Source organism: Stenotrophomonas maltophilia (assembly GCF_047497515.2).
Taxonomy (GTDB): Bacteria; Pseudomonadota; Gammaproteobacteria; order Xanthomonadales; family Xanthomonadaceae; genus Stenotrophomonas.
This window is the reverse complement of sequence record NZ_JAXAXL020000013.1, coordinates 42,323-62,070: the sequence shown is the minus strand read 5'-3', so window position 1 is coordinate 62,070 and position 19,748 is coordinate 42,323. Positions and strand designations below refer to the sequence as shown.

16 protein-coding genes and 6 tRNA genes are annotated in these 19,748 nt (G+C 66.2%); 7 read left to right on the top strand and 15 right to left on the bottom strand.

Annotated elements, in window-relative coordinates:
* Window positions 1-25: 25 nt before the first annotated feature.
* The 9 genes from clpX to ACMZPQ_RS16630 all read right to left on the bottom strand — a co-directional run bounded on the left by clpX (window position 26) and on the right by ACMZPQ_RS16630 (window position 4,907).
* A complete protein-coding gene (gene clpX, locus ACMZPQ_RS16670) occupies window positions 26-1,315 on the bottom strand; it encodes an ATP-dependent Clp protease ATP-binding subunit ClpX (RefSeq protein ID WP_197583251.1) in 1,290 nt (429 codons plus the stop codon).
* A gap of 126 nt (window positions 1,316-1,441) precedes the next feature.
* Window positions 1,442-2,068 (bottom strand): ATP-dependent Clp endopeptidase proteolytic subunit ClpP, encoded by a 627-nt coding sequence (gene clpP / locus ACMZPQ_RS16665; RefSeq protein WP_004146318.1) that lies wholly within the window; start codon window positions 2,066-2,068, stop codon window positions 1,442-1,444.
* A gap of 76 nt (window positions 2,069-2,144) precedes the next feature.
* Entirely contained in the window at window positions 2,145-3,440 is a 1,296-nt protein-coding gene (tig, locus tag ACMZPQ_RS16660) for a trigger factor (protein WP_197583252.1), read from the bottom strand.
* 357 nt (window positions 3,441-3,797) lie between these two features.
* Window positions 3,798-3,882, bottom strand: a tRNA-Leu gene (locus ACMZPQ_RS16655).
* Window positions 3,883-4,035: 153 nt separating this feature from the next.
* Window positions 4,036-4,111: transfer RNA gene (locus ACMZPQ_RS16650), tRNA-Lys, on the bottom strand.
* 197 nt (window positions 4,112-4,308) lie between these two features.
* Window positions 4,309-4,384 (bottom strand) — tRNA-Lys (locus tag ACMZPQ_RS16645).
* A 79-nt stretch (window positions 4,385-4,463) separates the two neighbouring features.
* Window positions 4,464-4,540 (bottom strand) — tRNA-His (locus tag ACMZPQ_RS16640).
* Window positions 4,541-4,714: 174 nt separating this feature from the next.
* A tRNA-Arg gene (locus ACMZPQ_RS16635) sits at window positions 4,715-4,791 on the bottom strand.
* 39 nt (window positions 4,792-4,830) lie between these two features.
* Window positions 4,831-4,907, bottom strand: a tRNA-Pro gene (locus ACMZPQ_RS16630).
* Between the two features lie 180 nt (window positions 4,908-5,087).
* Here ACMZPQ_RS16630 and ACMZPQ_RS16625 point away from each other — a divergent pair.
* Window positions 5,088-5,846 (top strand): Bax inhibitor-1/YccA family protein, encoded by a 759-nt coding sequence (locus tag ACMZPQ_RS16625; protein ID WP_197583253.1) that lies wholly within the window; start codon window positions 5,088-5,090, stop codon window positions 5,844-5,846.
* Window positions 5,847-6,001: 155 nt separating this feature from the next.
* The gene (locus tag ACMZPQ_RS16620; protein ID WP_414486078.1) at window positions 6,002-6,622 is read left to right on the top strand and encodes a flavin reductase family protein; all 621 of its coding nucleotides are present in this window, start codon (window positions 6,002-6,004) and stop codon (window positions 6,620-6,622) included.
* Between the two features lie 3 nt (window positions 6,623-6,625).
* On the opposite strand, the gene ACMZPQ_RS16615 is transcribed toward ACMZPQ_RS16620, so the two are convergent.
* The 6 genes from ACMZPQ_RS16615 to grxC all read right to left on the bottom strand — a co-directional run bounded on the left by ACMZPQ_RS16615 (window position 6,626) and on the right by grxC (window position 11,338).
* Complete coding sequence (locus tag ACMZPQ_RS16615) at window positions 6,626-7,387, bottom strand: TSUP family transporter (protein ID WP_197583255.1); 762 nt, start codon at window positions 7,385-7,387, stop codon at window positions 6,626-6,628.
* A gap of 25 nt (window positions 7,388-7,412) precedes the next feature.
* A complete protein-coding gene (locus ACMZPQ_RS16610) occupies window positions 7,413-8,321 on the bottom strand; it encodes a LysR family transcriptional regulator (protein ID WP_197583256.1) in 909 nt (302 codons plus the stop codon).
* 53 nt (window positions 8,322-8,374) lie between these two features.
* Window positions 8,375-9,118: a cysteine hydrolase family protein gene (locus tag ACMZPQ_RS16605; protein ID WP_197583257.1), complete on the bottom strand. Its 744-nt coding sequence runs from the start codon at window positions 9,116-9,118 to the stop codon at window positions 8,375-8,377.
* Between the two features lie 202 nt (window positions 9,119-9,320).
* Window positions 9,321-10,325 carry an isocitrate dehydrogenase gene (locus ACMZPQ_RS16600; protein WP_014036138.1) on the bottom strand — a complete coding sequence of 335 codons (1,005 nt, stop codon included), beginning with the start codon at window positions 10,323-10,325 and terminating at the stop codon, window positions 9,321-9,323.
* 333 nt (window positions 10,326-10,658) lie between these two features.
* On the bottom strand, window positions 10,659-11,051 hold the full coding sequence (locus tag ACMZPQ_RS16595) for a carboxymuconolactone decarboxylase family protein (RefSeq protein ID WP_005408260.1): 393 nt from the start codon (window positions 11,049-11,051) through the stop codon (window positions 10,659-10,661).
* A complete protein-coding gene (grxC, locus tag ACMZPQ_RS16590; RefSeq protein WP_004154541.1) occupies window positions 11,048-11,338 on the bottom strand; it encodes a glutaredoxin 3 in 291 nt (96 codons plus the stop codon). The genes ACMZPQ_RS16595 and grxC overlap by 4 nt, the downstream gene beginning before the upstream one ends.
* Before the next feature lie 142 nt (window positions 11,339-11,480).
* Here grxC and ACMZPQ_RS16585 point away from each other — a divergent pair, with 142 nt between their 5' ends.
* From ACMZPQ_RS16585 to ppx, 5 genes are all read left to right on the top strand, one after another.
* The gene (locus ACMZPQ_RS16585; protein WP_197584430.1) at window positions 11,481-13,127 is read left to right on the top strand and encodes a M48 family metalloprotease; all 1,647 of its coding nucleotides are present in this window, start codon (window positions 11,481-11,483) and stop codon (window positions 13,125-13,127) included.
* A gap of 116 nt (window positions 13,128-13,243) precedes the next feature.
* The gene (gene phoB, locus ACMZPQ_RS16580) at window positions 13,244-13,933 is read left to right on the top strand and encodes a phosphate regulon transcriptional regulator PhoB (RefSeq protein WP_005408258.1); all 690 of its coding nucleotides are present in this window, start codon (window positions 13,244-13,246) and stop codon (window positions 13,931-13,933) included.
* 108 nt (window positions 13,934-14,041) lie between these two features.
* Window positions 14,042-15,373: a phosphate regulon sensor histidine kinase PhoR gene (gene phoR, locus ACMZPQ_RS16575; RefSeq protein WP_197583094.1), complete on the top strand. Its 1,332-nt coding sequence runs from the start codon at window positions 14,042-14,044 to the stop codon at window positions 15,371-15,373.
* 4 nt (window positions 15,374-15,377) lie between these two features.
* Window positions 15,378-17,465, top strand: coding sequence for a polyphosphate kinase 1 (gene ppk1 / locus ACMZPQ_RS16570; protein ID WP_197583093.1), 2,088 nt, complete (start codon window positions 15,378-15,380; stop codon window positions 17,463-17,465).
* A 455-nt stretch (window positions 17,466-17,920) separates the two neighbouring features.
* Window positions 17,921-19,447, top strand: a complete 1,527-nt coding sequence (gene ppx / locus ACMZPQ_RS16565; protein ID WP_197583092.1) for an exopolyphosphatase — start codon at window positions 17,921-17,923, stop codon at window positions 19,445-19,447.
* Window positions 19,448-19,748 lie beyond the last annotated feature (301 nt).

Below are 19,748 nucleotides of genomic sequence, written 5' to 3'. Positions count from 1 at the left end.
CTTTCAAATCAAAAGCTTGAAAGGATCACTCAGCGCCTGCGACCTTCTGTTCAGGGGCCGCCGGGGTCTGGTAGATCAGGTACGGCTCGGACTTGTGCTCGATCACCGACTCGTCCACCACCACCTTGCTGACGTTTTCCTGCGAGGGAAGGTCGTACATGGTGTCCAGCAGGACCGATTCGACGATGGTGCGCAGGCCACGGGCGCCGGTCTTGCGCTTGAGCGCCTTCCTGGCGATGGCCGACAACGCGTCCGGACGGAACTCCAACTCGACGTTCTCCATCTCGAACAGCTTCTTGAACTGCTTGGTGATGGCGTTCTTCGGCTCGGTCAGGATCTTGATCAGGGCCGGCTCGTCCAGCTCCTCCAGGGTCGCCACCACCGGCAGGCGGCCGACGAACTCGGGAATCAGGCCGAACTTGATCAGGTCTTCCGGCTCGACTTCAGCCAGCACCTTGCCCACTTCCTGCTTGCGCTCGCTGCTCCTGACCTTGGCGCCGAAGCCGATGCTGCCGACGTCGGTGGAACGGGCCTGGATCACCTTGTCCAGCCCGGCGAACGCGCCGCCGCAGATGAACAGGATGTTCTTGGTGTCCACCTGCAGGAATTCCTGCTGCGGGTGCTTGCGGCCGCCCTGCGGCGGAACGCTGGCCACGGTGCCTTCGATCAGCTTCAGCAGGGCCTGCTGTACGCCTTCGCCGGACACATCGCGGGTGATCGACGGGTTCTCGCTCTTGCGCGAGATCTTGTCGATCTCATCGATGTAGACGATGCCCTGCTGCGCCTTCTCGACGTCGTAGTCGCACTTCTGCAGCAGCTTCTGGATGATGTTCTCCACGTCCTCGCCCACGTAACCGGCTTCGGTCAGCGTGGTGGCGTCGGCCATGGTGAACGGCACGTTGAGCAGGCGGGCCAGGGTCTCGGCCAGCAGCGTCTTGCCCGAACCGGTCGGGCCGACCAGCAGGATGTTCGACTTCGCCAGTTCGACGTCGTCGTTCTTCTGCCGGCTCTCGATGCGCTTGTAGTGGTTGTACACGGCCACGGCCAGGGTGCGCTTGGCGCGGTTCTGGCCGATCACGTACTGGTCGAGCACCTCGAGGATCTCGCGCGGCTTGGGCAGCGAACTGCGCGCCGACTGCGCCTTTTCCTCAAGTTCCTCGCGGATGATGTCGTTGCACAGCTCCACGCATTCATCGCAGATGAACACGCTCGGACCCGCAATCAGCTTGCGCACTTCATGCTGGCTCTTGCCGCAGAAAGAGCAGTAGAGGATCTTGCCGGTGTCCGTGGAACGACCTTGGCGGTCTTCGCTCATGCTTCGCTTACCCAGTTACCCCACCCGCTGAACGGGGGTTCGATTCGAGAATAGCACAGGGCCGAGGGGACACCAGTCCCGCCCGACCCTGCAGGAACGGGGCCTGCCGGGCCCCGTGAAGGCCGGTCAACCCGCCTGGATCGACTCATCCGGACGACGCTCCAGGACCTGGTCGACCAGGCCATAGGCCTGCGCCTCGAAGGCGCTCTTGAAGTTGTCGCGCTCGGTGTCGCGGGCGATCGTCTCCAGCGACTGGCCGGTGTGCTTGGCCAGCACCTCGTTCAGGCGCGAACGCAGGGTCAGGATCTCACGCGCGTGGATGTCGATGTCGGTGGCCTGGCCCTGGTAGCCGCCCAGCGGCTGGTGGATCATCACGCGCGAGTTCGGCAGCGCGTAGCGCTTGCCAGCTTCGCCCGCGGCCAGCAGCAGGGCGCCCATCGAGGCGGCCTGGCCGATGCAGGTGGTGCTCACATTCGGCTTGATGTACTGCATGGTGTCGTAGATCGCCATGCCGGCGGTGACCACGCCACCCGGCGAGTTGATGTAGATGTTGATGTCCTTTTCCGGGTTTTCCGATTCCAGGAACAGCAACTGCGCCACCACCACGTTGGCCATGTGATCGTCGATCGGGCCCACGAGGAAGATCAGGCGCTCCTTCAACAGGCGCGAATAGATGTCGTAGGCACGCTCGCCGCGGCTGGTCTGCTCGACCACCATCGGAACCAGGTTCAGGGCTTTGGTTCGGTTGTCCATTACGTGAGGTACCTATCTTGGGGGGAAACAACCCCGCGCCGGCAAAGGCGCGGGGCATCCGGTGATCCGCCCGGGCTTACTGGCGGATCGCGTCCTGGAACGACAGCTTTTCTTCGGTGTGCTGGGCACGCTCGGCGATCCAGTCGATCACCTGCTCTTCCATCACGCGGTTCTGCAGGCCAGACATCAGCTGGGGGTCGTTGCGGTACATCTCAATGACCTGCTCCGGCTCTTCGTAGGTCGAAGCGATCAGGCGCATCGTTTCGTTCAGGCGCTTGGCTTCCAGGCGCAGGTCGTTGGTGCGGGCCACTTCGCCGACCAGCAGGCCGACCAGCACGCGCTTGGCGGCAGCGTCCTTGAAGCCTTCGTGGGCATCGGCCGGGATCTCGCCGACGTTCTGGCCGTTGCGGCGGATCTGCTCGACCTGCTGGGCCAGCATGGCGCGGGCTTCGTTCTCGACCAGGCGCGGCGGCATTTCCACCGAGGAATACGCGGCGATCAGCTGCTCACCGACTTCGCGGCGCAGGCGGTTCATCAGCGCGCCCTTCAGCTCACGCTCCAGGTTGGCGCGGATGTCGCTGCGGAACTGCTCGACGTCACCGCCCTTCACGCCAAAGCTCTTGATGAAGGCTTCGTCGACCGCCGGCACGACCGGCTCGGACACTTCGGCGACCTTGACGGTGACCTGCACGGTCTTGCCGGCCAGCACCGGCACGCGCCAGTCGGCCGGGAACTCGACGTCCAGGGTCTTCTCTTCGCCCTTGGCCAGGCCGACCAGGCCCTTTTCGATGGTCTCGAACATCATGCCCTGGCCGAGCACGATCGAACCCTTCTCGGTGCCCTCCGCCGGCAGGCGCTCTTCGCCGGCCTGCGACCAGGTTTCCACCGCGACCAGGTCACCGTCCTGCGCGCCACGGCTGACCGGGGCCCAGGTACGACGCTGGTTCTGCAGGTTTTCGATCATCTGGTCGATGTCGGCGTCGGTGATCTCGGCGCTGTGGCGCACCACGGTCAGCTTGCTGACGTCGATGTCGCCGAAGTCCGGCACCACTTCCACGGTGGCCACGAACGAGAACTCACCCTCGTCGCCCTTGTCGATGCGCGGGCTGCCGACGATGCGCAGGTCGTGCTCGCGCACGGCCGCGTCGAAGGTTTCGCGCAGCAGGCCGTCCAGCGCCTCGCCACGGACCTGCGCGCCGAAGCGCTGCTCGATCACCTTGGCCGGCACCTTGCCCGGACGGAAACCCTTGATGCGGGTGGTACGGGCGATTTCGCCCAGGCGGCCGACGATGTGGCTCTGCAGACGGTCTTCCGGCAGCGAGAAGCTCAGGCGGCGTTCCAGGTTGCCGGTGGATTCGATCGAAGCTTGCATGTTGACTCCTGCCACCGGTGGCCCACGCCCCCGGCTCGATGATTGGAATGAAACGGTTGTAAGGACACGACGTCTGTGACGCGCCTGCTTGCCGCAGCCCTTTAGTTTCGCCCAATTCGGCCTGCACTGCCAGCGCGTGCCGGTCAAGGGGGGCCGAGCCAGGCCTCCGGGCGGGTGCGGGGGCAGCGCGGCGCGGTGCCGAGGCCCCTTCAGGCGACTGCCGCAACTCCCGGGCCCGCAGCCGCCAGAGGGCGGCGCCGGAAAGCCGGAACGCGCGCCGGCAGCGACGATAGGCCGGCAGGAGGCTTGCCCGTGGCAGTGCAGAGGGGGGCTGGCCGGCCATGGAGGCACCACTGCTGGTGCGAAAGGGGGGACTCGAACCCCCACGCCTTGCGGCACTGGAACCTAAATCCAGGGCGTCTACCAATTCCGCCACTTTCGCGTGGCCGGCACAGGCCGTCATTGTCGCAGGCAGAGGCCGTAAGCGAAAGGCCTGCACAAAGCTGAATCCATCATCCCGAAGGCAGGCTCTGCGCCGATTCCACCAACACGCAGGCAAGAAAAAAGCCACTTGGCGTACCAAGTGGCTTTCGTCTGGTGGGCTGTCAAGGATTCGAACCTTGGACCTATTGATTAAGAGTCAACTGCTCTACCAACTGAGCTAACAGCCCGAAATCGGGGCGCGAATTATGACCCGATCCGCTCGGTGGGTGCAAGCACTTTTTTCAACGTCGTTGAAACCAGCATTGCGATCCCGCTTCTGCCGCAGGCCCCTGAAAAACAGGGTCCTGCTGCACGTGACCGATCAAAACGAAGCAGTCACACTTATAAGAAAAAAGCCACCTGGCGTACCAGGTGGCTTCTGTCTTGGTGGGCCGTCAAGGATTCGAACCTTGGACCTATTGATTAAGAGTCAACTGCTCTACCAACTGAGCTAACGGCCCGTGAAACTCAGACGCACAGTGTAGCGTGCTTTCTGTTTATTGCAATACCGTTTCGGCTGCGCCGATGCGGTTGAATCAGTGGGGTGGCTGAGGGGATTCGAACCCCCGACCACCGGAATCACAATCCGGTACTCTAACCAACTGAGCTACAGCCACCACTGAAACTTTCGCTCCATCGCCGGTACCACTGACGCTGGAACTTCAAACCTTTGCCTGGAGACTGTCACCGAAGTTCCGGTCCGCCGAAGCGAGTCCGATATTCTGGTGGAGTCCTTGCGCTTTTGCAAGCACTTCTTCACATCCGCCGATACGATCCCGGTGCCTCGCCGATGGCGCGCCCGACAGGAATCGAACCTGTAACCGCCGGCTTAGAAGGCCGGTGCTCTATCCAGTTGAGCTACGGGCGCCCGAACCGGAACGATGTCCAATCCGACGTGATGTGGGATTGGTCGGGGTAGAGGGATTCGAACCCCCGACATCCTGCTCCCAAAGCAGGCGCGCTACCAGACTGCGCTATACCCCGGTCTTGCAATCCCCTCGGGCCAGGCCCGGGGAGTCGTTCATTGTCGCCAAGCGCATCGCGAACTGTCAACGCGGACGCGACAGTGCATGAATCCGCCACGGCGCCCTGCGTGGTCATCGGCTATGCTCGCTGCCATCGGCCGGATGGCCGTCCAGCCCTTCATTCGCACGGAGAACACGCATGCGCAGCGGCAACCCTGCTCTTTCCGAGTCGACCTTCCTCGACCTCGCCAGCGGTTCGGTGGTGACCAGCCCCGACCAGGTCATGACCCTCAACGGCACCGCCAACAAGACCGGCATCCTGCTGCTGTTGACCGTGCTGACCGCCGCCTTCGCCTGGAACCAGTCGGTCGACGAATACGGCCAGATCGCCAGCAGTGCCAGCCTGTACGCCATGGGTGGCGCGATCGGCGGCCTGGTGCTGGCGCTGATCACCATCTTCAAGAAGGAATGGTCGCCGGTCACCGCGCCGATGTATGCGCTGGTCGAAGGCCTGTTCCTGGGCGCCGTATCGGCGCTGTTCAACATGAAGTACCCGGGCATTGTGTTCCAGGCCGTGCTGTTGACCTTCGGCACCCTGGCTGCGTTGCTGATTGCGTACCGCAGCGGTGTGATCAAGGCCACCGAGAACTTCAAGATGGGCGTGGTCGCTGCCACCGGCGGCATCGCCCTGCTCTACCTGGCCTCGTTCGTACTGGGCTTCTTCAACATCAACGTCCCGGTGATCCACGACGCCAGCTGGCTGGGCATCGCCTTCAGCCTGTTCGTGGTGGTGGTGGCCGCGTTGAACCTGGTACTGGACTTCGACTTCATCGAGACGGGCGTGGCCCAGCGCGCGCCGAAGTACATGGAGTGGTATGGCGCATTCGGCCTGATGGTGACCCTGGTCTGGCTCTACGTGGAGTTCCTGCGCCTGCTGTCGAAGATCCAGCAGCGCTGAGCCCTACCTGGCCGTAAACGACAAGCCGCGATCCGCAAGGGTCGCGGCTTTTTCGTAGCTTCGAGCTCGCTCGACTGTTGCAGACGGTAGAGTCGAGCTTGCTCGACTGATACCGATCCAGTCGAGCAAGCTCGACTCTACGGAACAAGACCCCCATGCCCCACACCTTCCACAGCTATCGCCCGGCCGACGGCCACCGCCTGCCGCATGACCCGTTCAACGCCATCATCGGCCCACGCCCGATCGGCTGGATTTCCAGCAGCGACGCGGCGGGTACGCTGAATCTGGCGCCCTACAGTTTCTTCAACGCTTTCAACTACACGCCGCCGATCATCGGCTTCTCCAGCCAGGGCCGCAAAGACTCGCTGCGCAACATCGAAGCCACCGGTGAGTTCGTGTGGAACCTGGCCACTTTCGCGCTGGCCGAGGCGATGAACGAGAGCTGCCGCGCAGTGGCGCCCGAGGTCGACGAGTTCGCCCTGGCCGGGCTGACACCGTTGGCCTCGACGCAGGTCACCCCACCGCGCGTGGCGGAGAGCCCGGTCAGCATGGAATGCCGCTGCACGCAGATCGTGCGCCTGCGCGATGCGGCCGGCCAAGACACCCACGGCTGGCTGGTGCTGGGCGAAGTGGTGGCGGTGCATATCGATGCACGGCTGCTCGTCGATGGCATTTACGACACCGCGGCAGCTGCCCCGATCCTGCGCGGCGGCGGGCCTGCCGACTATTTCCGCATCGGCGCCGAGCAGCGCTTCCGCATGGCCCGCCCGGCCTGACGATCAACCGGCCGGCGAACGCGCCAGCAGGGCCGGCAGCGAGGACGCCAGCAACGCAATGCCGGACATCGTAAGCAGGCTCAACACGACCTGGCGGAAGCGCATCTCGCTGATGCCGATGTAGGCCCGCGCGCCCAGCAGCGCTGGAATCAGCATGGCCGGCGCCACGATGGCGAAATACGGCAGTATCTGCCGGTTCACCAGGCCACTACCGACATAGGTGGCCATGGTCACCGCCAGCATCGCCAGGTTGAAGTTCTGGATCACCGCGCGCTGCTCATCCTTGCCAAAGCCACGCAGCGTGCTCCACAACGTCGGCACGGGTCCGGCGAAGCCACCGATGCCACTGAGCACGCCACCGGCCATGCCGGCAATGGCGTCACCGAGGCGACCGCCGACGCGGATTGGCGGCAACGAGCGCGCCATCAGCATCACCGGGCACCACAGCGCCAGGAAGCCACCCAGCAACGCCTTGAACCACTCCATGTCCAGCTGTGGCAGCACCATCACGCCCAGCGGGATGCCCGCCAGGCCCCCCAGCACGAACGGCAGCAGCAGACGCAGGTTGAATCCGCGACGCACGGTGAACACCGCGACCAGCTGGCCGACCAGCGCGCCGAACACCGACAGCGTCGCGGCCAATCGCGGCTCCAGTCCCCATGCCCAGAACGACATCGCCACCATGCCGAAGGCGAAGCCGGACAAGCCCTGTACGAATCCGGCGACAATCGCGCCGAGCGCGACCAGCAGATAGACCGACTCCATCACCACCTCGGTTGCGGTTGCACGGCTACCCCGCCGCGCCACTCTGCGCAGCGTAGTGCGCTGCGAGATGCTCGACCAGCGCACGCACCTTCGGCGCCAATGCGCGTGCATGCGGATACAGCGCGAAGTAGCGGCGCTGCCCGGCATGCCAGGCCGGCAGCACCCTGATCAAACGACCGGCGCGCAGGTCCTCCTGCACGGTCAGCGCAGTGAACAGGCTGATACCCATCCCCGCCAGCGCGGCGGCGTACAGCGCCGGCGTGGCATCCACGCGCAGGCGCTGCCCGGCCTCGATGCTCGCGGTGGCACCACGCGGCCCGTGCAGCTGCCAGGGCGGCATCGACGCGGTGGGACTGAAGCCCAGCAGCGCGTGCTGTTCCAGATCCGCCGCCTGCCGCGGCAGGCCATGGCGCGCCAGGTAGGCCGGTGCAGCCACCAGGATGCGCGGGCAGCTGGCCAGCTCGCGCGCAACCAGCTGGCTGTCGGGCAATGACGGTGCGATGCGCAGCGCAAGATCGAAACCCCCGCCCACCACATCCACCAGCTGATCATCGGCGGAAAGATCCAGCGCCACCTGCGGGTAGCGCTGCAGGAACGTCGGCAGCCAATGCGGCAGCTCCTGGCTGGCCACCACCTGCGGCACGCTGATGCGCACGGTGCCACTGGGTTGGGCCTGTCCGGCACGCGCCTGCTCATCCGCTTCCTGGAGGCGATCGAGCAATGATGCCGCCTCGCGGTAGTAGCCGCGTCCGGCCTCGGTCAATGACAAGCGGCGGCTGTTGCGGTCCAGCAGGCGTACCTGCAGGTGTTCTTCCAGCTGCCGCAGCTGTCGCGACATCGCCGAGTGGGTGGTACCCAGGCGCTCGGCGGCCGCAGTGAAACTGCCCGCATCGACGATGGCACGCAGCGCGCGCAGGGCGGCGAATTGATCCATCGGCGGGCGGCTCCGGTCGGCAGGACCCGCGATGTGCGGGCCCTGCCAGCTTATCAAGCGCCGTCCCCGGCCTTGCGCACCGGCAGCGCCAGGATCGCGTCAGGGGTCATGACATCGCCGAAGGTGTCCTCGATCTGGGCCAGCGCGGCTTCATGCAGCACGCGATGGCCGATGCGCTGGCCACCGGCCAGGTCCAGGTCACGACTGGCGCTGGCATCGGACGACACGATGACCCGATAGCCACGTGGCGCGGCCGCCGCGTCGCGCGCGGCACCGGCCACGCAGGCATGGGTCTGCAGGCCGGTCACGATCAAGGTGTCGATACCCGCGCTCTTAAGCACCGTGTCGAGGACTGCGGCGGACGCGCCAGCGAACACGCTGACGTTGTCCTTCTGCACCACGGTCTCGCCCTGCCGCGGCTGCAGGTCACGATGGAAGGCGGCGTTGACACTGCCCTGTGCGAACAGCGGCGCGCCCGCCGGCAGCACATGCTGCACATGGATCACGCGGATGCCGTGGGCATCGGCGAACTCGACCACCCGCTTGGCCTGGCGCAACGCGGCCACGCCCTCGGGGATGACCATGCGGCCACCGGCAAAGCCCGTTGCGGCGCGGCCATCGAAGTACTCGTTCTGGAAGTCGATCACCAGCACAGCGGTCTTCGCTGCATCCAGCGAGGCCGCAACCGGTGCGCCGGCCATGTGGCGGATGGTGGGATGGGCCGGCTCGGCGGAGGCGACCGGGGCGGTGGTGGCCATGCCGATCAGGCTGGCCAGGCCAAAGGCGGTGAGGTTCATGGTCGAATTCCTGTGCAGTGGATGTGGGGCACAGGATGCGGAGCCGATGGCGCACGAACCAGCCAGGAAATAGCACACGATCTGTGCGGAAAATGCACAGCTGGGTCGTTCCGTCATCCACGCATGGCGTGGATCTACCCGTAAACGCAACGGGGCGCCCGAAGGCGCCCCGCTGTGGATTCAACCGAGGTCGACCAACCGCTTACAGGCGGCTGGCGATGGCCTGGGCAAAGCTCATGGTGGTACCGGTACCACCCAGGTCGCCGGTCAGCGAGTCCTTGGCTTCCATGGTGGCCACGATGGCCTTGCGCAGGCGCTCGGCGTTTTCCGGCTGGCCAACATGGTCCAGCATCTGCGCGGCTGCCAGCAGCAGTGCGCACGGATTGGCCTTGCCCTGGCCGGCGATGTCCGGTGCGGTGCCGTGCACGGCTTCGAAGATTGCCGCGTCCTTGCCGATGTTGGCACCCGGGGCCAGGCCCAGGCCGCCGACCAGGCCGGCGCACAGGTCGGAAATGATGTCGCCGAACAGGTTGGTGGTGACGATCACGTCGAACTGTTCCGGACGCATCACCAGCTGCATGCAGCAGTTGTCGACGATCATTTCCTGGAACTCGATCTCCGGGTACTGCGCGGCCACTTCACGGGCGACGTTCAGGAACAGGCCCGAGGTCGACTTGATGATGTTGGCCTTGTGCACGGCGGTGACCTTCTTGCGGCCGGTGCTCTTGGCCAGCTCGAAGGCGTAGCGCACGATGCGCTCGGAGCCCTTGCGGGTGATGCGGGTGCCGGAGAAAGCGGTCTCGCCATCGGCCGACACTTCCTGGCCTTCGGCCAGGTAGGCACCTTCGGTGTTCTCACGAACGGTGATCAGATCGACGTTGTCGAAACGCGACTTGGTGTTCGGGAAGGTGTGGGCCGGACGCACGTTGGCGTACAGGTCGAAGTGGCGGCGCAGGCTGACATTGATCGAGGTGAAGCCACCACCGACCGGGGTGGTCAGCGGGCTCTTCAGCGCCACCTTGTTGCGCGCGATCGATTCCAGGGTCACCGCCGGCATCAGGTCGCCGTGCTTTTCCAGGGCCACCAGGCCGGCATCGGCGTCTTCGTACTCCAGGCCAGTCTTGAGCTGGTCGAGCACGAACAGGGTGGCGTCCATGATTTCCGGGCCAATGCCGTCGCCGCGGATGACCGTAATTTTCTGCGTCATTGATCGATGTTCCGAACAGGGGGAAAAACGCCGTCCGGACGTGCCCGGAAACGCCGGCGCAAAGGAAGTTTCACCAGCAATTATGCCTGAGCCGGGGCCGAGGTCCCAAATAGACCATGGTCCCAGTTCCCGGTTCAGGCAGAATTGCCCGCGCATTCTTCCTCGACCCCCGCCTGTCGGCGCGCCCCTTCAACAAGAAGGGGCTCCTGGGCTGCTGGATCGCGGGGAACGCCGCCGCGCGCCCGGTAGTGCCGGCCGCTGGCCGGCAACTTCGGCCGTGCCGGGTTCAGGCGATGCCGGCCAGCGGCCGGCGCTACCTCAGCCGACGCTACTTCAGTGTTCGTGCGCTGCCGGGGCGGCAGCGCCGCCTTCGAGCTGGTCGAGGAAATCGACCGCGCGGCGCAGGTGCGGGATCACGATCGAGCCGCCGACCACCAGGCCGACCGAGAAGGTCTCGAAGAACTCTTCGCGGGTCACCCCGGCGTCCTTGCACTGGGCCACGTGGTAGCTGATGCAGTCGTCGCAGCGCAGCACCATCGAGGCCACCAGGCCCAGCAGCTCCTTGGTCTTCACGTCCAGCGCGCCGGCCTGGTAGGTCTGCGTGTCCAGCGCGAAGAAGCGGCGCACCACCTGGTTCGGTTCACCCAGGATGCGTTCGTTCATGCGCTTGCGGAAGTCGGTGAACTCGGCGATGCGGTCCTTGCTGCCGTCGTCGGCCGCGCTCATGCCTGGCCCTGCCCGGCCAGCAGCGGCTCGAGCTTGCCTTCACGGTGCAGGGCCATCATGTCGTCGTAGCCGCCGACATGGACGTCGCCGACGAAGATCTGCGGCACGCTGGTGCGGCGGGTCAGCGCCATCATCTTCTCGCGCTCGGCCGGGTCCAGGTCGATGCGGACCTCGGTCCACTGCTGGCCCTTGCTCTTCAGGAAGTTCTTGGCGGCCACGCAGTACGGGCAGACGGCGGTGGAATAGATGGTGATGGCGGGGGCACCGCCGGCGGTCTGGGCTGTCACGGGAAACTCCACGATGGATCGACGGTCTACATATGGTACCGGTGCGCTGGAATTTCCACGCCACCGCCGCAACACTGTGGATTAACGATTGATTGCCCCCTGCCCTGCCACGCTTGGCGCGCCCTGCCCGAGGACCTCCCGCTTGCGAGCCCTGCTGCTGTCCACCGCCGTCACCCTGGCCCTGGCCATGCCGCTGGCCCAGGCCCAGGAAAAGCTGCCCGACATCGGCTCGTCCGCTGGCGAACTGCTGACGCCGGCCCGCCAGGCCGAGTACGGCGCGATGATGCTGCGCGAGCTGCGCAATTACGGCTACCTGCTGGACGATCCGCTGGTCAACGACTGGCTGCAGACCATGGGCACCCGGCTCGGCTCCAACAGCGACCAGCCGCGCCAGCCCTACACCTTCTTCGTGATGAAGGACCGCCAGATCAACGCTTTCGCCACGCTGGGCGGCTACGTCGGCGTCAACGCCGGCCTGGTGCTGACCGCCGAGCGCGAGGACGAGGTGGCCGCGGTGCTGTCGCACGAAATCGCCCACGTCACCCAGCAGCACGTGCTGCGCGGGGTCGAGCGCGCCCAGCGCGACCAGATTCCGATCCTGCTGGGCATGCTGGCGGCGGTGGTGGCCGCCCAGGCCAGCAACAGCACGTCCTCGGGCAACGCAACCATGGCCGCGATCAGTTCGGGCATGGGCCTGATGCAGCAGCGGCAGATCAACTACACCCGCTCCAACGAATCCGAGGCCGATCGTCTCGGCATCCGCACCCTGGCCCGCAGCGGCTACGACGTGGACGCCATGGCCGGCTTCTTCGAGCGGATGTCGGCGGCGATGCGCGGCAACGAGGGCGGCTACAGCGTGCCGGAGTTCCTGCGTACCCACCCGGTCAACATCACCCGCATCAGCGAGGCCAAGGCCCGCGCCGAACAGATGAAGAAGGATACGGTGCTGCTGACCACCAGCACCCCCAGCGGCGAGCGCAAGGAGCGGGTGAATCCGGCCGACCCAGGCCTGGCCGAGCCGCTGCTGCGCGGAAACAACCCGCTGCTGCCCAGCAGCGTGCTGCGGATTCCGGTGGGCCAGCTCGCCCGTGGCGCCAGTGGCGACTTCGAGTGGGCGCGCGAACGCCTGCGGGTACTCAGCGCCGATTCCACCGCCGAACTGGAACGCGAATACGCCGACATGGCCAAACGGCAGAAGGACGGCCTGAACGACGCCCAGCGCTATGGCCAGGCGCTGGCGCTGATGCGCGGCGGCCGCAGCGGTGCCACGCAGGCCCGGCAGACCCTGGCCAGCCTGCTGCAGACCCGCCCGGACAACCTGTGGCTGGCGCTGGGGCTGGGTGAGGCCGAATCGCGCGCCGGGCTGGGCCCGCAGGCCAACGCGCGTTTCGAGCAGCTGCTGCGCGAGCATCCCAACAGCCGGCCGGTGGCGCTGACCTACGCAGAGATCCTGAACGAACAGGGCAGCCGCGAAGCCGGCCAGCGCGCGCAGGCCATGCTGCGCCCGCTGTTGTCGCAAAGTGGTAATGATCCGGTCTTCCAGCAGCGCTTCGCCCGCGCCAGCGAACTGGCCGGTGACAGCGTGCGCGCCAGTGAGGCCTATGCCGAGGCGGCCTTCCTCAGTGGCCGCCCGGAGCAGTCACTGATGCAGCTGCAGGCACTGAAGCGCAACCCGGCGCTGGACTATGTCGGACGTGCGCGGGTGGACGCCCGCATCGAGGCGATCACCCCCACCGTGCTGGAACTGCGCCGCCAGGGCGTGCAGGACCCGGACCTGGACCGCCGCTGAGCGCTGCATGACCGGCCGATGGCAATCCAGGCCGGTTCCGGCCAGGCAGTCACAAACATGTCATCAAACCGTAGTCTACTGGCACCACTCCAGTAACCGAGCCCTACGGTGTCCTCGTGCAGAAACGCATCCTGATCGTCGATGACGAGCCCGCGATCCGTGAAATGGTCGCCTTCGCCCTGCGCAAGGGCGATTACGAACCGGTCCACGCCGGCGATGCCCGCGAGGCGCAGACCGCCATCGCCGACCGCGTGCCCGACCTGATCCTGCTGGACTGGATGCTGCCCGGCACCAGTGGCCTGGATCTGGCCCGCCGCTGGCGCAAGGAAACGCTGACCCGGGAGGTGCCGATCATCATGCTCACCGCCCGCGGCGAAGAGAATGACCGCGTCGGTGGCCTTGAAGCCGGTGTCGACGACTACGTGGTCAAGCCGTTCTCGGCACGCGAGCTGCTGGCCCGCATCCGTGCGGTGATGCGCCGCGCCCGCGAGGACGACGAGGACGGCAGCGTAGCGGTCGGCCCGATCCGCATCGATGGCGCCGCCCATCGCGTGTTCGCCAACGACCAGCCGGTGCCGATCGGCCCGACCGAATACCGCCTGCTGCACTTCTTCATGACCCACCCCGAGCGCGTCTACACCCGCGCCCAGCTGCTGGACCATGTGTGGGGCGGCAGCGTGTACGTGGAGGAGCGCACCATCGACGTGCACATCCGCCGCCTGCGCAAGACGCTGGAACCGTTCAACGCCGAGAACATGGTGCAGACCGTGCGCGGCGCCGGCTACCGCTTCTCCACCGCCACCTGAGTCCCGTCGTGCCGGCGCCGCGCCCCTCCGCGGGTGCCGGCGCCGGCAACTCTGCTATAACCCTCGGTTCATCCCAGTGAACCGCCGCACCTCAACGACGAGATCGCAATGCCCCGCCACATCCGCTCTGCCTGGTTGAAGACCCTGGCCACCGTCGCCGCGGTACTGCTGTTCTCCGGACTGGTGGGGTGGTTCTCGGGCCATCTGTGGATGTGCATCGCACTGGGCGCGCTGGCCACGCTGGCCTGGCACTACTGGCGCCTGCGCAGCGTGCTGCGCCGCTTGACCGCGCGCCAGCGCTGGGACACCGCCGAAGAAGGCACCGGCGTCTGGAACGAGCTGGACCGCCTGCTGTACCGCAACCAGGTGGAAATGCGCGTGCGCAAGCGCCGCCTGCTGGACATGCTGCGCAGCTATCGCGCTGCCGCCGCCGCGCTGCCCGATGCAGTGGTGGTGCTGGACCGCAACAGCCAGCGCGTGCAGTGGTTCAACGAGGCGGCCACCGCCCTGCTCGGCCTGCACCATCCGGGTGATCTCGGCGAGGCGCTGGTCGAACGCCTGCAGCCGATGCCGCTGGCCCACTGGCTGGCCGGTGGCCGCAATGCCGAGCCGATCCTGGACGTGCCCTCGCCGGTCGATCCGGCGATCCGCCTCAACCTGCGCCTGATTCCCTATTCCTCCGACTACTGGCTGCTGATCGCCCGTGACGTCAGCAAGCTGCTGCGCCTGGAACAGGTGCGCCGCGATTTCGTCGCCAACGTTTCACACGAACTGCGCACGCCACTCACCGTGGTCCACGGCTACCTGGACATGATGGACCCGGAAGATTTCCCGGGCACCGGTCCGATGCTGGAAGAGATGCGCAAGCAGAGCCAACGCATGGCCCAGCTGGTGGAAGACCTGCTGACCCTGTCGCGCCTGGAATCGCAGGAACACAGCGAGGAAGAGACCGTGGCGATGCAGCCGATGCTGGCCACGCTGCGCCGCGAGGCCGAAGCCCACAGCCAGGGCCGCCACCAGATCAGCATCGACGACCTGGCCGGTGTCGACCTGCAGGGTTCGACCAAGGAACTGCACAGCGCATTCTCCAACCTGGTCACCAACGCGGTGCGCTACACGCCGGCCGGTGGCCGCATCGCGGTGGAATTCCGCCGCGAAGGCGACGGCGCGGTGCTGGCGGTGCGCGATTCCGGTTACGGCATCCCGGCCACGCACCTGCCGCGCCTGACCGAACGTTTCTACCGCGTCTCCAGCAGCCGCTCGCGCGAAAGCGGTGGAACCGGCCTGGGCCTGTCCATCGTCAAGCACATCCTCGGCCTGCACCACGCACGGCTTGAGATTGAAAGCGAGGTCGGCAAGGGCTCGGTGTTCTCCTGCCATTTCGATGCCGACCACGTGCGCCCGCGTGAGTCCGCCCCCCTGACTTCCATCGAAGAATGACGCCATGAGCAGCCTCGGATCCCTCCCCCTCCCCGTGAGCCCGGACAACGATCCGCTGCGTGATCCGGCGCTCTACATCAACCGCGAACTGTCGCAGCTGGATTTCAATTTCCGCGTGCTGGCACAGGCGATGGACCCGCAGGTGCCGCTGCTGGAGCGCCTGCGCTTCATGTGCATCTCCTGCACCAACCTCGATGAATTCTTCGAGATCCGCGCCGCCGCCGTGCGCCACGCGCAGGAGTTCGGCCTGCCGCCAGCGCCGGACGGCATGAGCCCGCAGACCATCCTGACCGCCATCCATGACCGCGCCGCCGAACTGGTGGACCAGCAGTACCGCTGCTGGAACGAAACGCTGCGCCCGGCGCTGGCCGAGGCCGGCATCGGCGTGCTCGGCCGCCACTCATGGAACCACCGCCAGAAGCGCTGGCTGCGCGCGTACTTCCGCAACGAGATCATGCCGGTGCTGTCGCCGCTGGGCCTGGACCCGGTGCACCCGTTCCCGAAGATCCTCAACAAGTCGCTGAACATCGTGGTGGTGCTGAAGGGCACCGATGCATTCGGCCGCGCCGGGCACCTGGCCATCGTGCGTGCACCGCGCTCGCTGCCGCGCATCATCCAGCTGCCGGAGAAACTCGGCGGCCCGCAGAACTTCGTGTTCCTGTCCTCGGTGCTGTCCACGTTCGTCGATGAGCTGTTCCCGGGCATGGAAGTCCAGGGCGCCTACCAGTTCCGCGTCACCCGCAATTCCGAGCTGGTGGTGGACGAAGAGGAAGTGGAGAACCTGGCACTGGCGCTGCGTGACGAACTGGTCGACCGCGGCTATCGCCCGGCGGTTCGGCTGGAGATCGCGCATGACATGCCGCGCGAGATCGTGCGTACCCTGCTGCAGAACTTCGGCCTGACCGAGAACGCGGTGTACCGCATCGACGGCCCGGTCAACCTCAACCGCATCATCCAGCTGTATGACCTGATCGCGCAGCCGGAGCTGAAGTACCCGCCGATGACCCCGCGCGCGCTGCGCGACAGTGATGGCATCTTCGAGATCGCCGCGCGCCAGGACCTGCTGCTGCACCACCCGTTCGATGCCTTCAGCGCGGTGCTGGAACTGATCCGGCAGGCGGCGGTCGACCCCAATGTGCTGGCGATCAAGCAGACCCTGTACCGCACCGGCAAGGATTCGCTGATTGTCGATGCACTGATCCAGGCCGCGCGCAACGGCAAGGACGTGACCGTGGTGGTCGAGCTGCGGGCGCGCTTCGACGAAGAGGCCAACCTGGGCCTGGCTGATCGCCTGCAGGAAGCCGGCGTGCAGGTGGTGTACGGCGTGGTCGGCTACAAGACCCATGCCAAGATGCTGCTGATCGTGCGCCGCGAGGGCCGCAAGCTGCGCCGCTATGTGCACCTGGGCACCGGCAACTACCACAGCGGCACCGCCCGCGCGTATACGGACATCAGCCTGATCACCGCCGATGCGGACATCGGCAACGATGTGCACCTGCTGTTCCAGCAGCTGTCCGGCCTGGCCTCGAAGATGAAGCTCAAGCGCCTGCTGCAGTCGCCCTTCACCCTGCACACCGGCATCCTCGGGCGCATCGAGCGCGAAACGCGCATCGCCGCCGCCGGCCGGCCCGCGCGGATCATCGCCAAGATGAACGCGCTGAACGAACCGCAGGTGGTGCGCGCGCTGTACGCCGCCTCGCAGGCCGGCGTGCAGATCGACCTGATCATCCGCGGTGCCTGCACCCTGCGCCCGGGCGTACCGGGCGTCTCGGACAACATCCGCGTACGTTCGATCGTCGGTCGCTTCCTGGAACACAGCCGCGTCTACTGGTTCGGCAACGACGGCGCGCCGGAGATGTACTGTGCCAGCGCCGACTGGCTGGAACGCAACCTGCTGCGCCGGGTCGAGACCTGCTTCCCGATCCTGGACCCGGCACTGGCCAAGCGGGTCTACCGCGAGGTGCTGCAGAACTACCTGGACGACAACCTCAATGCCTGGGAACTGGACGCCGACGGCGTGTACCACAAGCGCGCGCCGGCCCATGACGAAGCTCCGCATTCGGCACAGATGGCGTTGATGCAGGGGCTTTGATCCGGTAGGTGCCGACCTTGGTCGGCACCTTTGGACTCATCCACGCATGGCGTGGATCTACCGTGTCGACCAAGGTCGACACCCACCAACAGCAGCAGAAATCTGTCGAAGGCGGGGTGGGTCCGGTGGCAGGGGTGTGAGCCGCATGGGCCCGAGGCATGCCTCGGGCGGGTTGGGCAGGACGCCCAACCCCGGTCTTGCCGTGTGCGCAGGACTGCGCACACGAGCAAGCGGCGACCAAGCCCCCATGGACGGGTTCACGGCGTCCCCTGCCATCGGACCCACCCCGCCATCCCACGGATAGACCGCTTTTGCTTTTGCTTTTGCTTTTGCCGTTGCCATTGCCGTTGCCGTTGATCCGGCAGGTGCAGGGCGCAGCCCTGCCGCACTCCCCCCTACAAAATGTGAAGGCCGCGCGGTGACGAGCACACCGCCCCTTCGGCTAACATTCGTCCATGCCGCATACCACCACGACTCCGCCCGCATTGCAGGATGGCGACCTGCTGGCCGCCATCGACCTTGGCTCCAACAGTTTCCACATGGTCATCGCGCGCTACACGCTCGGCCAGTTGCGGGTGATCGACCGCCTGCGCGAAACGGTGCGCATGGCCGATGGCCTTGACGGCAAGGGCGGCCTGTCATCCGCCGCCCGGCAGCGTGCGCTGGAGTGCCTGGCCCGCTTCGGCCAGCGCATCCGCAACGTGCCGCCGCACCGGGTACGCGCACTGGCCACCAACACCGTGCGCCAGCTGCGTTCGCCACAGTCGTTCCTGGTTCCGGCCGAGACCGCGTTGGGGCATGCCATCGAAGTGGTCAGCGGCCGCGAAGAGGCGCGCCTGATCTACCTCGGCGTGGCCCACGCGCAACCGCCCAAGCCGGGCCAGCGCCGCCTGGTGATCGACATCGGCGGCGGCTCGACCGAGTTCATCATCGGCATGGGCATGCAGACCCTGGAGCGCGAAAGCCTGCAGGCCGGCTGCATCGCCAGCACCCGCCGTTTCTTCCCGGGCGGGAAGCTGAGCAGGAAGCGCTGGAAGGACGCGCTGGCCGAAATCGGCCGCGAGTTCCAGCCCTTCGCCAGCAAGTACCGCGCGCTGGGTTGGCAGGAAGCGCTGGGCTCGTCAGGCACGCACAAGGCGATCAGCGAGATCTGCGCGACGATGAAGCTGAGCAAGGGCGCGATCACCGCTGAAGCCCTGCCGCTGCTGCGCGACGAACTGCTGAAAGCCAAGAAGATCGACGACATCCAGCTGCCGGGCCTGTCCAGCGACCGCCGCCCGATCATCGCCGGCGGCATCCTGGTGCTGGAGGCTGCCTTCCAGGCACTGGGCCTGCAGAAGCTGCTGGTGAGCAAGGCGGCGATGCGCGAAGGCATCCTCTATGACATCGTTGGCCGTGCCGGCGAGAACGACCTGCGCGACGAATCGGTGGCCGCGCTCAGCCAGCGCTACGGCATCGATACGGTGCAGGCCGACCGCGTGCAGGACACCGCGCTGTCGCTGCTGGAACAGGTGCAGGAACGCTGGAAGCTCGATGCCGACGATGCCCGCATGCTCGGTTGGGCCGCACGCCTGCACGAGCTCGGCCTGATGATCGCGCACAGCGGCTACCACGTGCATGGCAGCTACGTGCTGGAGCACTCGGACATCGCCGGCTTCTCGCGGCAGGAACAGCAGATGCTGGCCGCGCTGGTGCGCAGCCATCGGCGCAACGTCAACAAGACCGCCTTCGATGCCCTGCCCGAGCGCCTGCTGCTGACCGCACGCCGGCTGGCCGCGCTGCTGCGGCTGGCGGTGCTGCTCAACCGCGCGCACGAAGACGCCCCGCTGCCGGCGCTGGAACTGACCGCCGATGACAGCCGGCTTTCGCTGATCGTGCCGCAGACCTTCATCGACGCCCGCCCGCTGCTGCGCGCCGACCTGATTGGCGAAACCGACGGCATTGCCGGCCTGGGCATCCAGTTCCGCCCGTTCGTGGCCTGACCTGGCCCCCCGCAGAGCGGCGTGTCACCACGCAGGCCGTTCTGCGCGCTTCGCGCGTTTTTCGCGCAATTCCTGCTGCATCGCAGCAGTTGAGGGCAGATGATGCCTATGCCGAATTGGCATAAGCATCTGCTTTTGTTCATTTTTCGTGAAATGACGTGATGCGAAATGACAAATTTCGACACGTTCTCTTTACAGGGCGTTAACCAACGAGACTACTATCGGTCGTCGGTCTGAATAACGACTGACTTCATCGACGTCCGGAGTGACGTCTCGTGCACGACCTGAGAGAGAGATCGTT

Bases quoted from the DNA above. Each gene is read 5' to 3' on its own strand.
- clpX (WP_197583251.1), bottom strand. From the start codon at position 1,315: ATGAGCGAAGACCGCCAAGGTCGTTCCACGGACACCGGCAAGATCCTC.
- clpP (WP_004146318.1), bottom strand. From the start codon at position 2,068: ATGGACAACCGAACCAAAGCCCTGAACCTGGTTCCGATGGTGGTCGAG.
- tig (WP_197583252.1), bottom strand. From the start codon at position 3,440: ATGCAAGCTTCGATCGAATCCACCGGCAACCTGGAACGCCGCCTGAGC.
- ACMZPQ_RS16625 (WP_197583253.1), top strand. From the start codon at position 5,088: ATGCGCAGCGGCAACCCTGCTCTTTCCGAGTCGACCTTCCTCGACCTC.
- ACMZPQ_RS16620 (WP_414486078.1), top strand. From the start codon at position 6,002: ATGCCCCACACCTTCCACAGCTATCGCCCGGCCGACGGCCACCGCCTG.
- ACMZPQ_RS16615 (WP_197583255.1), bottom strand. From the start codon at position 7,387: ATGGAGTCGGTCTATCTGCTGGTCGCGCTCGGCGCGATTGTCGCCGGA.
- ACMZPQ_RS16610 (WP_197583256.1), bottom strand. From the start codon at position 8,321: ATGGATCAATTCGCCGCCCTGCGCGCGCTGCGTGCCATCGTCGATGCG.
- ACMZPQ_RS16605 (WP_197583257.1), bottom strand. From the start codon at position 9,118: ATGAACCTCACCGCCTTTGGCCTGGCCAGCCTGATCGGCATGGCCACC.
- ACMZPQ_RS16600 (WP_014036138.1), bottom strand. From the start codon at position 10,325: ATGACGCAGAAAATTACGGTCATCCGCGGCGACGGCATTGGCCCGGAA.
- ACMZPQ_RS16595 (WP_005408260.1), bottom strand. From the start codon at position 11,051: ATGAGCGCGGCCGACGACGGCAGCAAGGACCGCATCGCCGAGTTCACC.
- phoR (WP_197583094.1), top strand. From the start codon at position 14,042: ATGCCCCGCCACATCCGCTCTGCCTGGTTGAAGACCCTGGCCACCGTC.
- ppk1 (WP_197583093.1), top strand. From the start codon at position 15,378: ATGAGCAGCCTCGGATCCCTCCCCCTCCCCGTGAGCCCGGACAACGAT.
- ppx (WP_197583092.1), top strand. From the start codon at position 17,921: ATGCCGCATACCACCACGACTCCGCCCGCATTGCAGGATGGCGACCTG.